The following is a 14,744-nucleotide window of genomic DNA, read 5'->3' on the forward strand; positions in this document are numbered from 1 at the left end:
GGACGTCGCCCGTCAGGGGCCGTCCGGGAACCGGCGCGAGTGCTCCCAGGCCCGACGGTTGCGCATCGGCATCGTCGACTCGTAGCTCTCCTCGCGCAACGACCGCATCAGCGAGACGCACATGCCGATCAGGATCAGCATGAACGGTGCCGCGACCAGGATCACGAGGGTCTGCAAGGCCGCCAGCCCGCCGGCCCACAGCAGCACCGCCGCCACCGCCCCGGTCGCCACGCCCCAGAAGACGATGAGCGAGCGGTGCGGCTCCTCCTCGCCGTGCTGGGAGAGCATCCCCATCACGATCGAAGCCGCATCGGCGCCGGTGACGAAGAAGATGGCGATCAGGAAGACGGCCAGCGCCACCGTGATCGACGCGAGCGGGAACTCCCGCAGCACCTCGAACAGCGAGGCCTCCAGCGCGATGCCTCCCGTGTCGGTCAGCGGAGGCTCCCAGCCCTCGACCAGCTGCAGGTCGAGCGCGGTCCCGCCCAGGATCGCGAACCAGATGAACGACACCAGGCTCGGCACCAGCACGACGTAGATCACGAACTCCCGGATGGTGCGGCCCTTGGAGATCCGGGCGATGAACATCCCGACGAAGGGGGTCCACGAGATCCACCAGGCCCAGTAGAAGATCGTCCAGCCGCTCAGCCAGGAGGAGGCCTGCTCCTCGAAGACGCCGGTGGTGAAGGACATCGCGGGCAGCTGGGTCAGGTAGGCGCCCATGCTCTGGGTGAACGTCGAGAGGATGAAGACCGTCGGGCCCACCACGAAGAGGAAGAAGGCCAGCAGGGCCGCCGCGATCGCGTTGGCGTTGGAGAGGTACTTGATCCCGCGCTCCACGCCGGAGACCGCCGAGAGCACGAAGCAGCCCGTCAGCACCGCGATCACGATGACGGCGAGGGTCTTGCTGCCGGCGCCGCTGCCGAAGACGTTGTCGAGGCCGCCGGTGATCTGCAGGGCTCCCAGGCCGAGCGAGGTCGCCGATCCGAAGAGGGTCGCGAAGATCGCGACCACGTCGATCGCCCTGCCGGGACCCTGGGTCGCCTTCTCGCCGAGCAGCGGCCGGAACGTGGCCGAGATCAGGTTGCCGTAGCCCTTGCGGTACGCGAAGTAGCCGATGGCGAGCCCGATCACGGCGTACATCGCCCAGGGGTGCAGGCCCCAGTGGAAGAAGGAGTACTGCATCGCGAGCTCCGCCGCACGCGGCGACCCCGGCGTGGCCTCACCCAGCGGAGGTGCGTTGAAGTGGGTCAGCGGCTCTGCCACGCCCCAGAACATCAGGCCGATGCCCATGCCGGTCGCGAACATCATCGACACCCACGAGACGGTGGAGAACTCCGGCTCGGAGTCGTCGGGACCGAGCTTGATGTTGCCGTAGCGCGAGAGGGCCAGGTAGGCCGAGAAGATCACGAAGCCGCAGCTGGTCAGCACGAACAGCCAGCCGAAGTTCCCGGTCACCCAGCCGAGGACCGAGGTGGCGCGCTCGGAGGTCTCCTCGGGCCAGACCGCGCCCACGAGGACGAAGGCCACGGAGAGCGTCGCCGCCACCCCGAAGACCAGCCTGTCGATGGGCGCTCCGCGTGGCGCCGCCGATGCTGAGGTGGGTCGCTCCTTGATCTCTGCCATGTCGACTCCAGCCCGGATGAGTCTGGGCGGCGGAGTCGTCGGGCCTCGGCCTCGTCACCCGGTGACCGAGCCCGTCGGGGAGACGGCAGTGTTGCTTGATACGCACCAGCGTGCTCCCAGCGCAACAGCCACGTGAAGTCGAGAATGATCCTGGAACCCGCCGACGTCAAGCACCGGCGGCCCCGGGCCACGCCTCGTGCGCCTCGACGAGCAACGCCCGGAGCTGGTCCCACTTGCGCGGGCCGAGGCGCTCGCGCCAGCGCGCCTCGACCTCCCCGATCATCTGCTCGCCGGCCTCGACGGCCTGTCGCCCGCGCAGGGTCGGGCGCAGGATCCGCACCCGCCGGTCGGCCGGGTCGCGGACCGTCTCCAGCAGGCCACGCTCCTCGAGGTCGTTGGCGAACTCCCCCAGCGCCTGCTTGGTCATGCCGACCCGGGCCGCCAGGTCCGTCACCCGCATGCCGTCGACCGGGGTGAGGCTGAGCAGCCGCAGCTGCGAGGAGCGCAGTCCCCGGACCGGGGCCGGCCGCCGCGCCCCGGCCGCACCGGTCGACGCGGCGTGCAGGTCGACCCGGAAGTCGTCCATGACGCGCCCCAGCAGGGCGAGGAGGTGGTCGGGGAGATCGTCCTTGACTCCAGTCATAAGGCAACCTTACTATCTCCTGATCAGGAAGGTAACCTGACCATCTCGGTGGAGGGCATGATGACTGTCGAGGAGAGGGAGACGACCATGGCCGGAGGGCGCACCCGCGACCAGCTGGGCTCCGGACCCGAGCTGACAGCCGAGGAGCTGCTGGGCGACCTGGAGCACCCCGGCGGTCCGGTGACGCTGGAGTCCTTCGACTACGCCTTCGGGTCACCCGCGACCGCTGGCCTCTACCGGCTGCGGGGCGAGGGCTGGTCCTGGTTCTGCAAGGTGCTCCAGCACGTGCGCCACTGGCCGGGACTCGCGATGATGCCGCCCGAGGACGCCGCCCTCCTGGCCGAGCAGCTCCCCTGGCGCTCCGAGCTCGAGCTGTGGGACGAGCCCCTCGTCTCGCGGATGCCGGCCGGGATGCGGCCACCGGTCCTGCACGGCATCGTCGACCTGGGCGACGACCGGGCCGCGGTCTGGATGGAGGACGTCGACCTCGCGCCACCCTCGACCGACCTCGCCCAGTTCACGCGCGCGGCGTTCCTGCTGGGTCGCTGGAACGCCCGCTGCGCCGATCCCGACCTCGTCGCGGCCAACGGGTACGCGCCGGGCTTCGCGCTGCGGATGTACGCCGGCCAAGCGGTCGAGTACCGCGGCCTGCTGCCCCTCGCCGACGACGCCCTGTGGTCACATCCGTGGCTCGCCGGCCACGCCGAGGTCCGCGCCGACCTGCGCCGACTGGCGCCCGACATCCCGGAGATGCTCGACCGCCTGGACACCTACGTCCAGACCCTCCCCCACGGCGACGCCAGCCCGCAGAACCTGCTGGTCCCGCGGGAGGACCCGGAGACCTTCGTGGTGATCGACCTGTCCTTCCGGACCCCGCACGCCCTGGGGTTCGACCTGGGCCAGCTGCTGGTCGGGCTCGTCCACGCCGGCGAGGTGCCGACCGCGATGCTCGGTCAGATCGCCACGCTCATCGTGCCTGCCTACCTCGACGGCCTGGCCGCGGAGGGGATCACGGGGAGCGACGACGCGGTGCGCGACGCCTTCGCCACCTCGGCGCTGCTGCGCAGCGGGTTCGACTCCTTCGTCTACGGCCTGATCGGCTCGGAGGACCCCGGGGACCGGCACACCTTCGACGAGCGGGTGGCGCTCTGCGCGTTCCTCGCCCGGCAGTACGACGACACCGTGGCCGCCACGGTGCGGCAGCACGGCTGAGGTCGGGGGCTCAGCCGCGCAGCACCCGCGAGGCGAGGAACGCCAGGTCGGCGGCGGTCTCCTCGGGAGCAGCCGAGGGCTGCATGACATGGCTCAGCACCACGCGGACCACCATGTCGATCGCGGGGTCGAGGTGGTCGTCGAGCGGGACGTCGTAGGTCCGGACCCGCTCGGCGACCACCGTCTTGGCCGTCTCGAGCAGCGACTCGGCGTGGGTGGTGAGCAGGGGCAGCAGCTCGGTGTCGGCGCCGTGGGTGGCGCTGACGACGGCCTTGAGCAGGTCGTTGCCGCGGGCCAGCCGCAGCACCCCGGTGGTGGCGGCCTCGATCGCGGCGACCAGATCGTCGGGGTGGGCGTCGAAGGCGTCGGTCACGACGGAGAGGAACCGCTCGAGCTCGGCGAGGATCATCGCCTCGGCCAGGGCGGGCTTGCCGCCGATCTCGTTGTAGACGGTCTGACGGCTCACCCCGACCGCCTCGGCGAGACGACCCATCGTCACCTGCGACCAGCCGTGGGCCAGGGTCAGCTCGACGGCCGAGGCCACGATCCGCTGCCTCGTGGTGGTCCCCGTCGTCGCCGTCATGCCGCCAGCCTACGGGCGCGTCACGCCGCTATCGTGAGGTGTTGCCGCCGCCCCCGAGGAGGAGTCATGAGTCAGCAGGCCGGGGCCACGCCCCCCGAGGCCAAGGCGCGTGGCGCCTTCACCTCGCGCAAGGTCTTCATCCTCGCCGCCATCGGCTCGGCCGTGGGGCTGGGCAACATCTGGCGTTTCCCCTACGTCGCCTACGAGAACGGCGGCGGCGCCTTCGTCATCCCCTACCTCGTGGCGCTGCTCACCGCCGGCATCCCCTTCCTGTTCCTGGACTACGCGGTCGGTCACCGTGGGCGCGGCTCGGCGCCGCTCTCCTTCGCGCGGCTCAGCCGGCGCACCGAGGGCCTCGGCTGGTGGCAGGTCGGCATCTGCTTCATGATCGCCATCTACTACGCGGCCGTCATCGCCTGGGCCGTCCGCTACACCTTCTTCTCGCTCGACACGGCCTGGGGCGACGACCCCGAGGGCTTCCTGTTCGGAACCTTCCTGCAGGCCGGCGACCCCGGCGTCCAGCTCGACCTCGTCCCGGGCGTGCTGTGGCCGCTGGCGATCGTGTGGATCGCGGTGATCGTGATCATGGTGGCCGGGGTCGAGAAGGGGATCGGGGCGACCTCGGTCGTCTTCATCCCGGTGCTCGTCATCGCGTTCGGCGCCCTGGTGGTCCGGGCGCTCTTCCTGCCGGGCGCGACCCTCGGCCTCGACGCCCTCTTCACACCCGACTGGGCGGCGCTCGGTGAGCCCGGCGTGTGGGCCGCGGCCTTCGGACAGATCTTCTTCTCGCTGTCGATCGGCTTCGGGATCATGATCACCTACGCGTCGTACGTGCACCCCAGGACCGACATGACCGGCTCCGGCGCCGTGGTCGGCTTCGCCAACTCGGGCTTCGAGCTGCTGGCCGGCATCGGCGTCTTCGCCGCCCTCGGCTTCATCGCCCAGGCCAACGGGGTGGCCGTCTCCGAGGTGGCGACCCAGGGGCTGGGGCTGGCGTTCGTCGCCTTCCCGACGATCATCTCGGAGGCGCCGGCGGGAGCCCTGATCGGCGTGCTGTTCTTCGGCTCGCTGGTGATCGCCGGCATCACGTCCCTGGTCTCGGTGATCGAGGTGGTGATCTCCGCGGTCCGCGACAAGTTCGAGATGACCCGCACCGGTGCGTCCCTGGCCGTCGGGGTCCCCGCCGCGGTGATCAGCCTGGTCTTCTTCTCGACCACGAGCGGCGTCTACGTCCTCGACATCGTCGACCACTTCATCAACCAGTTCGGCATCCTCCTCGTCGCCGTGGTCTCGATGCTGGTCCTCGCGTGGGGCGTGCGCGCGCTGCCGACGCTGGCCGATCACCTCAACGCCGGCGGCTCGGTGCCGATCGGGACCTGGTGGAGGGTCCTGGTGTCGTTCGTCGCGCCGATCGCACTCGGCTACGTCATGATCGACGCGTTCCTCACCGACCTCGAGACGCCGTACGAGGACTACCCGCAGTGGATGCTGCTCACCTTCGGGTGGGGCTCCGCCGCGGCCGTGATCGTGTTCGGATTCCTGGCCGCGCGTGTCCGGTGGCGACCGGAGACCTCCCTCGACCCCGTCCCCGACACCACCCAGACCGGAGGCCACTGACATGAACGCCAGCGCTGTCGTCCTCATGCTCGTCGCGATGCTCGTGATCTGGGGTGGCCTGGCCGTGGCCGTCGTCAACCTCAACCGCAGCAAGGACACCCCGACGGCCGACGAGGTCCACCGGGACCTCTGAGTCGCCGGGCGTCGTCAGGCCTGCACCCGTTCGACCGGGACGAAGTCGACCTTCTCCCGGACACCGCAGTCGGGGCAGCACCAGTCGTCCGGGACGTCCGCCCAGGCGGTGCCGGCGGCGAATCCCTCGTGCTCGTCGCCTGCCTCGACCTCGTAGAGGTACGAGCACCCGGGGCAGCGGGCCGCCAGCACCTCCTGCGGCCCGTTCGCGACCGGCTCGACCACCGAGGTCGAGGCCGCGGCCTCGGCCGGGGCGGCGTACCGCGCGAGGATCCGCTCCCGCCGCCGAGGGCTGATGTTGGCCCGGGTGACGTCCCCGTCGAAGTGGGCCAGCACGCGCGGGTCCATCACCCGGCGCCAGACGGCGGGCACGATCGCGAGCACGATCATCCCGGCGTACCCGGTCGGCAGCACCGGGCTCTCCTCGAAGTCGCGCAGCGCCTGGTAGCGCCGGGTGGGGTTCGCGTGGTGGTCGCTGTGGCGCTGCAGGTGGTAGAGCAGCACGTTGGTCGCGATGTTGTTGGAGTTCCAGCTGTGGCTGGGGTCGACCCGCTCGTAGCGCTCACGCTCCCCCACGCCCACCTTCTGCCGGAGCATCCCGTAGTGCTCCATGTAGTTGACGACCTCCAGCAGCGAGAAGCCGACGACCGCCTGGATCACGAGGTACGGCAGCACGCCGATGCCGAGCCAGGCGACCATGCCGGCCCACAGCACGACCGACATCAGCCAGGCGTTGACCACGTCGTTGCCGATCCGGAAGGGGTGCAGCTCCTTGCGGGCGTACCGCCGCTTCTCCAGCCGCCACGCGCTCCGCAGCGAGCCCACGACCGTCCGCGGCCAGAACTCGTAGAAGGACTCGCCGAGCCGGGCGCTCGCGGGGTCCTCCGGGGTGGCGACGCGGACGTGGTGGCCGCGGTTGTGCTCGATGTAGAAGTGGCCGTAGAACACCTGGGCCAGGGCGATCTTGGACAGCCAGCGCTCGTGGGACTCCTTCTTGTGGCCGAGCTCGTGGGCGGTGTTGATGCCGATGCCGCCGATGCAGCCGATCGAGACCGCCAGGCCGACCTTCTCCCACACCTCCAGGGTGACGCCGGTGACCGGGTCGCCCTTCGCCAGGAGGACGAAGGCGAGCACGAAGCCGACGTACTGGATCGGGAGGAAGAGGTAGGTGATCCAGCGGTAGTAGCGATCGTTCTCCAGCGCCTCGATCACGTCGTCGGGTGGGTTGGAGCGGTCCAGCCCGGCGATCAGGTCGATCGCGGGCACCACGCCGAGGATCACGACCGGGCCGACCCAGAACCAGGCGCCCAGGTCGGTCAGCCGCCAGCCGGCGTACCCCACGAAGGCGAGGCTCGGGACGACCAGCCCGATCAGCCAGAGGTAGCGCTTCTTGTCGTGCCACTGCTCGGTGGATCCTGCGGGGACGGTGCTGCCGGACATCCTGACCTCCCTGTCGAGCGGGTTTACAGGACCATACGATCTGTAAACCCTGGTTGACAAGGGGTGGTGATCTGTCAAGTGGCGGCGGCGCGCTGCAACGCGACGGCCCGGCGACACCCACCCCCACACCGCCGCGCACCTCTCTTGTCGCGGCCGCCTGCCCGGGAGCACAGTGGGGGCATGGCCCTGCGGCTCGACCACGCCTGGATGCGCAGCCTCCCCGAGCTGCGCTGGCAGCCGGTGGTCAAGCGGGTCACCGTCCGGCTGGGCGACCAGCTGGTCGCCGTCACGGACCACCCGGTGCTGGTCTTCGAGCCGAAGCGGGTCGTCGCGTCGTACGCCGTCCCGCTGGCCGACCTGCGGGTCGCGCTCGAGCCGGGACCCACCGGCCCGCCCCCGGACTACCGCCCGGTCGGCTTCGGCGAGGGCGGCCCGCCGCTGCTCGACCCGAGCGTGCCGTTCGCGGTCCACAGCGCGGACGGGGAGCCGGTCCTGGTCAGGGCCGGGGGCCGGACCGGCGCCGGGTTCCGGCTCAGCGACCCCGTCCTCCACGACCACGTCGTCCTCGACTTCGACGCCTTCGAGTGGTGGGAGGAGGACGAGCCGCTGCTCGGCCACGCCCGTGACCCCTACCACCGCATCGACGTGCGACGTTCCTCGCGTCGGGTCCGGATCTCGCACGAGGGAGTCGTCCTCGCCGAGAGCGCAGAGCCGCGGATGCTCTTCGAGGGCACCTTCCCACTGCCGCGCTACTACCTGCCGCGCGGTGACGTCGTCGCGGACCTGCTCCCGTCGACGCTCGACACGACCTGCGCCTACAAGGGCCGCGCCACCCACTACGACGTGCGCGCCGGTGACGCGGTGCTGCCCGCCGCCGCCTGGACCTACGAGGACCCGCTCGACGACGCCCGCGACGTGATCGGCCTGGTCAGCTTCTACCAGGAGCGGCTCGACCTCGAGGTGGACGGCGAGCCGCAGGAGCGGGTCCGGACCCCCTGGTCGGAGTGACCCGTCAGTCGGTTCCGGCGATGGCGGCGGCCACCGCCTTCGGGACCTGGGTGTTGAACACCGTGGGGATGATGAAGTTGGCGTTGAGCTCCTCGTCCTTGACCACGGCGGCGATCGCCTCGGCCGCGCGGAGCAGCATCTCGGTGGTGACGTGGGATGCCCGGGCGTCGAGCAGCCCGCGGAAGACGCCGGGGAAGGCGAGCACGTTGTTGATCTGGTTGGGGTAGTCGGAGCGGCCGCTGGCGACCACGGCGGCGTACTTCTCCGCCTCGGCGGGGTCCACCTCGGGGTCCGGGTTGGCCAGCGCGAACACGACCGCGTCGTCGGCCATCTCCTTGATCCACTCCGGCTTCAGCACCCCGGGCGCGCTGACGCCGACGAACACGTCGGCACCCGCGAGCGCGGCGAGCAGGTCACCGCGGACCTTGCGCGGGTTGGTGCGGGAGGCCAGCTCGGCCTGGGCCGGCGGCAGGGACGCGTCGTCGGACGACAGGCAGCCCTGGCGGTCGTAGACCACGACGTCGGCGGCGCCGGCCGCGAGCAGCAGGGTCACGATCGCCGACCCGGCGGCCCCGGCGCCGGAGACCACGACCCGCGACTGCGGGAGCGTCTTGCCGACGACGCGCAGCGCGTTGGTCAGCGCAGCCAGCACCACGATGGCGGTGCCGTGCTGGTCGTCGTGGAAGACCGGGATGTCGAGGCTCTCGCGGAGCCGGCGCTCGATCTCGAAGCAGCGAGGTGCGGCGATGTCCTCGAGGTTGATGCCACCGAAGCCCGGGGCGATCATCTCGACGGCCTTCACGATCTCGTCGGTGTCCTGGCTGGCCAGGCAGATCGGCCAGGCGTCGATGTCGGCGAACCGCTTGAACAGCGCGGCCTTGCCCTCCATCACCGGCAGCGCAGCGCCGGGACCGATGTTGCCGAGGCCGAGCACGGCCGAGCCGTCGGTCACCACGGCGACGCTGTTGCCCTTGACGGTCAGCCGCGACACGTCGTCGGGGTTCTCGGCCAGGGCGGCGCTGACCCGTCCCACGCCCGGCGTGTAGGCCATCGAGAGGTCGTCGCGGTTGCGCAGCGGCACCTTCGAGGCGACCTCGATCTTGCCGCCGATGTGGAGCAGGAAGGTCCGGTCGCTGACCTTGTGGACCTCCACCCCGTCCAGCTTGTCGGCGGCCGCGACCAGCTCCTGGGAGTGGTCGGCGTCGCTCGCCGAGCAGGTGACGTCGAGCACCAGGCGGTCGTGGCGGGAGTCGACGACGTCGATCGCGGTGACGATCCCGCCGACGGCGGCGATCGCCGTCGCGACCGATCCCACGATGCCGTGGTCGACGGCCGTGTGGAGCCGCATGGTGATGGAGTACGAGGACGTGGTGGCCGCCATGGCAGCCACCCTCCACCGCTGGTCGGGTTACCAGCAAGTCAGTAGCGTCGCTCACATGTCCACGACCGTGCGTGACCAGACCGAGCAGCACCGCTTCGAGATCCTGGTCGACGGCGAGCTGGCCGGCTTCGCCGACTACCGGACGCGCCCCGGGCGGATCATCTTCACCCACGCCGAGGTCGACGACGCCTACGAGGGTCAGGGGCTCGCCTCCGAGCTCGCGCAACAGTCGCTCGACACCGCCCGCGAGCGGGGACTCGCCGTGATCCCGGCCTGTCCGTTCTACGCCGGCTACATCCAGCGGCATCCGGCCTACGTCGACCTGGTGCCGGAGGACGAGCGTGCGGCGTACGACCTCTGACGACGGCGATGAATTCCGGGACCGTGGTCGGTCCACCGTGCCATGAGCCAATTCCTGCTGTCCGTTCCGCACGACTCCGACGAGGAGCCGACCATGGAGACCATGGGCCCGGCCGAGCTGGAGGCAGCGATGGCTGCCACCGGCGCGATCATCGAGGAGCTGACCTCGACCGGCGCCTTCGTCTTCGCGGGAGGCCTGATGCCGCCCTCGAGCGCGATCACCGTCGACAACACCGGTGAGTCGCTCAGCACCGTCGACGGCCCCTTCGTCGAGGCTCCCGAGTACCTCGGGGGGTTCTGGGTGATCGACGTGGCCGACGAGAAGACCGCCCTCGACTGGGCCGCCCGGGCGTCGAAGGCCCTCGGGGGCCGGATCGAGGTCCGGGCCTTCCAGGTCCCGCCGGAGGAGTGACCCGGGCTTCGAGCAGCATCCGGAGCCTGTGCCCCGGGTACGAGTCACCACCCCGTGGCTCGGACCCGGGGCACTGTTCGTGCCGCGACGAGTGCCCTGCGGCGGGCCGATCGAGCAGGGGAGGATCATGGAACCTCCGGGCTCGGTCGGGAGTCGTCACAGCACCGACCCGAGCGAGGAGTCAGCCCATCGGTCGATGTGGAGTGCCCGGACGGAGCGAGTCCGGCCCCGAGCAACCTCCAGGCGATCTGGGACGGCTCGACGGATCCCACGGTGACCGTCGACGTGTGCCTCATCGAGCACGACGACCGGCTGCTGCTGCTCACCAAGGGCGTCCGCGGCCGCCCGTCCGAGGACACGCTGACGCAGCTGAACAGGACGATGGACAGCCTCCGCCTCCAGCCAGCCGACGAGCCCGTCCGGCTACGAGCCCTCGCCCCGGTCGTCCCGGGCCGCAGCCTCGATCGCGTCGAGGTCGCGCACCGCGTAGCGGTGGTGCTCCCACTCCTCGCCGAGGATCACGTGCAGGCAGGAGCGGGTGGTCTCCGCGTACGCCGGGTCCCACGGGTTCCTCCGCACCGTGTCCAGCTCCTCCGGGCTGACCCCGGCCAGGAAGGCGCGCACCATCGCGACCCGGTCGGCGCGGGCCGCGAGCACCGCGGCGTACGACGGGACCTCGGTCGTGAGGACCGACGTGTCCAGGCCGTCCTCCTCGGCGCCGTGGCCGGCCAGCCCGAGGGGGTGGAAGGGCTGGTCCACCTCGAGGACGGCCCGCCCCAGCCACACGTCCGTGGCCAGCACCAGGTGCCGGAGCGTCTGCGCGAAGGACCACTCGCCGGCCACCGACTCCTCGACCGTGCCCGCCGGCATCGCGGCGACCCGCTCGAGGGTGGCCGCCCAGGTCCGCTCCAGCGCGGCCCACGCGGACCGCAGGCCGTCCGGGTCGGCGGCACGCCGCTCGGCCCGGCCGGGGAAGCGGCGGTCGAGCTCGGCGTCGATGAGCGGGACGACGTCGACCCCGTTGACCAGCAGCGACCCGTCGTCGTCGAAGAGCCACGGCGACTCGATGTCCGCGCCCAGCAGGTCGACCCCACGCATCACCACCCCGGAGAGGTCGGCCCCGACGAACCGCGCCCCCTTCAGGTCGGCGTGGGCGAACTCGGCGCCTCGCAGCGCGTCGGAGCGGGTGAAGGTCGGCACGACGCCCAGTGTGCTGCGTCAGGAGGCCGGGAGGGAGCCGCTCAGAGCGCCTTCTCGACCTTTCCCGCGATCTTGGCCGGCTCGGTGGTCGGCGAGAACCGGTCGATCACCTCGCCGTCACGGCCGATCAGGAACTTGGTGAAGTTCCACTTCACCTTGCCGCCGAGGAGGCCGGACTGCTCCTTCTTCAGCCACTGGAACAGCGGGTGGGCCTCGTCGCCGTTGACGTCGACCTTGGAGAACAGCGGGAAGGTCACGCCGAAGTTGCGCTCGCAGAACGACGCGATCTCGGCGTCCTCGCCCGGCTCCTGGTTGCCGAACTGGTCGCACGGGAAGCCGAGCACCGTGAAGCCCCGCTCCGCGTAGGTGTCGTGCAGCTCCTGCAGGCCCTGGTACTGCGGGGTGAAGCCGCACTGGGAGGCCGTGTTGACGACGAGCACCACGTTGCCCTCGTAGGCGGAGAGGTCGGTGTCGGTGCCGTCGATGCCGGTGGCGGAGAAGTCCCCGAGAGTCGTCATGCCCTGAGTCTGGCAAACAGGTGGTGGGGCAGGCTGTCCGCGTCCGGGAAACCGGGATCCGACCGGCGGCGCCCACCCCGGACAATCGACGGTCGGACACCCGACGGGAAGGGAGGAGCGGGCGATGACGGACCCGGTCGTGGACAACCTGGTCGACACCGTGCACGACCAGGCCACGGGTCGTGCGCTCCCGCGCGCGCTGCGGCCGTTCCGCTCGCCCTCCTACCGCCGGCTGGCCGTCGCGCTGGTCTTCAGCAGCTTCGGGCAGGGCGTGTGGATCATCGGCCTGGTCTGGGAGGTGATCCGGATCGGCGGCGGACCGGCCCAGCTGTCGATCGCCTCCACCGCCGGCGCCGTCGGCGTCCTGCTGCCCGCCCTCTTCGCGGGAGTGGTCGCGGACCGGGTGCCGCAGCGGACGATCCTGATGGCGGTCTGCGCGCTGGAGCTCGCCGGCGTGGGCGCGATCGCGGTGCTCTCGCTCACCGACCAGACGGCCCTGTGGCACCTCGCCCTCGTCTCCTTCAGCGCCGGCGCCGCCATGTCGTTCTACTACCCGGCCTACTCCGCGTGGCTGCCCGCGCTGGTCGCCGAGGAGGACCTGCAGGCCGTCAACGGCTTCGAGGGCATGGTGCGGCCCACGATCGGCCAGGCGCTCGGCCCGGCCGTGGCCGGGGCGGTCGTCGCGGCCGCGTCCCCGGGGGCGGCCGTCGCGGTCGCCGCCGCGTCGTACGCCGTGAGCCTGGTCGCCCTCGGCTTCGTCCCCCTCACGCCGGTGCGCCGCCAGCTCGACGACGAGCACCGGGGACACCCTCTCCGATCGGCGCTGCGCGACATGGCGGAGGGGTTCCGCTACATGGTGCGGACCCCGTGGCTGCTGGCGACGCTGGCCTTCGCGTGCCTGATGACCCTGGCCGTGATGGGGCCGCTCGAGGTGCTGATCCCGTTCCTGCTCAAGGACACGCTCGACGGCGGGCCGGGCGACCACGCGATGGTGCTGGGCGCGTTCGGCCTCGGGGGTGCCGCCGGGTCGCTGGTGATGGCGTCGATCCGGATGCCGCGGCGCTACCTGACCCTCATGAACCTGCTGTGGGGCGTGTCCTGCCTGCCGTTCCTCGTGATGGCCGCCGCCACGGCGGTGTGGATGGTCGTGGCCTCGGCCTTCGTCATGGGTGCGCTCTTCTCCGCCCCGATGGTGATCTGGGGGACGCTCCTCCAGCGACGGGTGCCGACCGAGCTGCTCGGCCGCGTCTCCTCGCTCGACTTCTTCGTGTCGCTGGCCCTGATGCCGGTCTCGATGGCCCTGGCCGCGCCCGTGGCCGACGCGATCGGGCTGGCAGCCACCTTCACGGTCGCCGGCCTGGTCCCGGTCGCCGCTGCCGTGGTGACCGTGGTGTGGGCTCGGCTCCCGGCGGACGAGGTGGCGCACCCGCTGCGCTGAGGCAGTGCCCGGTCAGGCCACCTCGTGGGCACCGGCGGACGCGGGCGCGGGCAGCACGCCCGGGGCCGGCCAGCCGCGGGCGGCGAAGCGCTCGCCGACCTGCTCGGCGATGCTCGCGGCCGCGTCGGCGGGCACCAGCGCGATCACCGAGCCACCGAAGCCCCCTCCGGTCATCCGGGCACCGAGGGCGCCTCCGTCGACCGCGGTCGCGACCACCTCGTCGAGCTCGGGGCAGGAGATCTCGAAGTCGTCGCGCATCGAGGCGTGGGACTCGGTGAAGAGCGCTCCCACCCGGCTCCAGTCGTCCTGTTCGAGCGCGGCCACCACCTGCCGCACCCGCTCGATCTCGCTCACCACGTGGCGCGTACGCCGGAGCAGCCGGTCGTCCCCGAGGCGGTCGAGGTCGGCGAGGGTCGCCTCGCGCAGCGTGGCCAGGCCGAGCCGGTGGGCGGCGGCCTCGCAGTCCTCGCGTCGGGAGCGGTAGCCGCCGTCGGAGTGGGAGTGCGCGGCCCGGGTGTCGACGACGAGCAGCTCCAGCCCCTCGGACCGTGGCCGCCAGCCGACCTGGCGGGTGGTCCGGTCGCGGAAGTCGATCAGCAGGGCGTGGCCTTCCCGGCCGAGGAGCGAGGCCGTCTGGTCGAGCCCGCCCGTGGGCGCCCCGGCGATCTCCGCCTCGGCACGCATGGTCGCGTCGACCAGCGCGTCCCGACCCGGGTCGATGCCCGCCGCGGCGCACATCGCGAGCGCCGCCGAGCAGATCAGCGCCGCCGAGCTCGAGAGGCCCGAGCCGAGGGGGACGTGGCCGTCGACGACGAGGTCCATGCCGGGCAGCTCGTGGCCGGCCTCGCGCAGCGCCCACGCCACGCCGGCGACGTACGACGCCCAGCCGTCGACGGTGCCCGGGGCGATGTCCGGCAGCCGCACCTCGACCCGGGCGTCCTGCTGCACGCTCGCCACGGTCAGCAGGTCGTCGTCCCGGCGGGCGACCGCGGCGTAGGTCGCGTGCGGGAGCGCGATCGGCAGGCAGAGCCCGGCGTTGTAGTCGGTGTGCTCGCCGATCAGGTTCACGCGGCCGGGGGCGGCGAAGACACCGACCGGGTCGGCCAGCCGCGACGCCAGCGCCTTCGCGACCTCGTTCGGGTCGCCGGGGTCCACGTGCTCGGCCATGGGCCGA

General features: G+C 71.6%; 15 protein-coding genes. 7 read left to right on the forward strand and 8 right to left on the reverse strand.

From position 1 onward, the window contains the following. Nucleotides 1–12: 12 nt before the first annotated feature. Nucleotides 13–1,626 carry a BCCT family transporter gene (locus tag EXE57_RS11450; protein ID WP_135077616.1) on the reverse strand — a complete coding sequence of 538 codons (1,614 nt, stop codon included), beginning with the start codon at nucleotides 1,624–1,626 and terminating at the stop codon, nucleotides 13–15. Between the two features lie 166 nt (nucleotides 1,627–1,792). Continuing rightward, nucleotides 1,793–2,269 carry a MarR family winged helix-turn-helix transcriptional regulator gene (locus EXE57_RS11455; RefSeq protein ID WP_135077618.1) on the reverse strand — a complete coding sequence of 159 codons (477 nt, stop codon included), beginning with the start codon at nucleotides 2,267–2,269 and terminating at the stop codon, nucleotides 1,793–1,795. 87 nt (nucleotides 2,270–2,356) lie between these two features. On the opposite strand from EXE57_RS11455, the gene EXE57_RS11460 reads away from it, so the two are divergent. Next, nucleotides 2,357–3,481, forward strand: coding sequence for an aminoglycoside phosphotransferase (locus EXE57_RS11460; RefSeq protein ID WP_135077620.1), 1,125 nt, complete (start codon nucleotides 2,357–2,359; stop codon nucleotides 3,479–3,481). A 10-nt stretch (nucleotides 3,482–3,491) separates the two neighbouring features. Here EXE57_RS11460 and EXE57_RS11465 read toward each other — a convergent pair whose 3' ends face one another. Continuing rightward, nucleotides 3,492–4,064, reverse strand: coding sequence for a TetR/AcrR family transcriptional regulator (locus EXE57_RS11465; protein ID WP_135077622.1), 573 nt, complete (start codon nucleotides 4,062–4,064; stop codon nucleotides 3,492–3,494). Nucleotides 4,065–4,130: 66 nt separating this feature from the next. Between EXE57_RS11465 and EXE57_RS11470 the strand changes: the two genes are divergently transcribed. Next, nucleotides 4,131–5,681: a sodium-dependent transporter gene (locus EXE57_RS11470; RefSeq protein ID WP_135077625.1), complete on the forward strand. Its 1,551-nt coding sequence runs from the start codon at nucleotides 4,131–4,133 to the stop codon at nucleotides 5,679–5,681. A gap of 1 nt (nucleotide 5,682) precedes the next feature. Further along, nucleotides 5,683–5,814, forward strand: a complete 132-nt coding sequence (locus tag EXE57_RS11475) for a methionine/alanine import family NSS transporter small subunit (protein ID WP_135077627.1) — start codon at nucleotides 5,683–5,685, stop codon at nucleotides 5,812–5,814. Between the two features lie 14 nt (nucleotides 5,815–5,828). On the opposite strand, the gene EXE57_RS11480 is transcribed toward EXE57_RS11475, so the two are convergent. Then, nucleotides 5,829–7,253 carry a fatty acid desaturase gene (locus tag EXE57_RS11480; protein ID WP_135077629.1) on the reverse strand — a complete coding sequence of 475 codons (1,425 nt, stop codon included), beginning with the start codon at nucleotides 7,251–7,253 and terminating at the stop codon, nucleotides 5,829–5,831. A 180-nt stretch (nucleotides 7,254–7,433) separates the two neighbouring features. Between EXE57_RS11480 and EXE57_RS11485 the strand changes: the two genes are divergently transcribed. Then, nucleotides 7,434–8,261, forward strand: coding sequence for a DUF427 domain-containing protein (locus EXE57_RS11485; RefSeq protein ID WP_135077631.1), 828 nt, complete (start codon nucleotides 7,434–7,436; stop codon nucleotides 8,259–8,261). A 4-nt stretch (nucleotides 8,262–8,265) separates the two neighbouring features. Here EXE57_RS11485 and EXE57_RS11490 read toward each other — a convergent pair whose 3' ends face one another. Then, nucleotides 8,266–9,642 carry an NAD-dependent malic enzyme gene (locus EXE57_RS11490; RefSeq protein ID WP_135077633.1) on the reverse strand — a complete coding sequence of 459 codons (1,377 nt, stop codon included), beginning with the start codon at nucleotides 9,640–9,642 and terminating at the stop codon, nucleotides 8,266–8,268. A 55-nt stretch (nucleotides 9,643–9,697) separates the two neighbouring features. Here EXE57_RS11490 and EXE57_RS11495 point away from each other — a divergent pair, with 55 nt between their 5' ends. Together EXE57_RS11495 and EXE57_RS11500 are read left to right on the forward strand one after the other, a co-directional pair. Beyond that, entirely contained in the window at nucleotides 9,698–10,003 is a 306-nt protein-coding gene (locus tag EXE57_RS11495) for a GNAT family N-acetyltransferase (protein ID WP_135077635.1), read from the forward strand. A 93-nt stretch (nucleotides 10,004–10,096) separates the two neighbouring features. Next, nucleotides 10,097–10,414, forward strand: a complete 318-nt coding sequence (locus EXE57_RS11500; protein ID WP_244246795.1) for a YciI family protein — start codon at nucleotides 10,097–10,099, stop codon at nucleotides 10,412–10,414. Between the two features lie 423 nt (nucleotides 10,415–10,837). Here EXE57_RS11500 and EXE57_RS11505 read toward each other — a convergent pair whose 3' ends face one another. After that, a complete protein-coding gene (locus tag EXE57_RS11505) occupies nucleotides 10,838–11,614 on the reverse strand; it encodes a DinB family protein (RefSeq protein WP_135077639.1) in 777 nt (258 codons plus the stop codon). A 41-nt stretch (nucleotides 11,615–11,655) separates the two neighbouring features. Continuing rightward, nucleotides 11,656–12,132, reverse strand: a complete 477-nt coding sequence (locus EXE57_RS11510; RefSeq protein ID WP_135077641.1) for a glutathione peroxidase — start codon at nucleotides 12,130–12,132, stop codon at nucleotides 11,656–11,658. 124 nt (nucleotides 12,133–12,256) lie between these two features. Here EXE57_RS11510 and EXE57_RS11515 point away from each other — a divergent pair, with 124 nt between their 5' ends. Continuing rightward, complete coding sequence (locus EXE57_RS11515) at nucleotides 12,257–13,570, forward strand: MFS transporter (protein WP_135077643.1); 1,314 nt, start codon at nucleotides 12,257–12,259, stop codon at nucleotides 13,568–13,570. 12 nt (nucleotides 13,571–13,582) lie between these two features. Here EXE57_RS11515 and galK read toward each other — a convergent pair whose 3' ends face one another. Beyond that, nucleotides 13,583–14,737 carry a galactokinase gene (galK, locus tag EXE57_RS11520; protein WP_135077645.1) on the reverse strand — a complete coding sequence of 385 codons (1,155 nt, stop codon included), beginning with the start codon at nucleotides 14,735–14,737 and terminating at the stop codon, nucleotides 13,583–13,585. Nucleotides 14,738–14,744: the final 7 nt, after the last annotated feature.

Origin of the sequence: Nocardioides euryhalodurans (assembly GCF_004564375.1) — a bacterium.
In the GTDB taxonomy this organism is placed as follows: domain Bacteria; phylum Actinomycetota; class Actinomycetes; order Propionibacteriales; family Nocardioidaceae; genus Nocardioides; species Nocardioides euryhalodurans.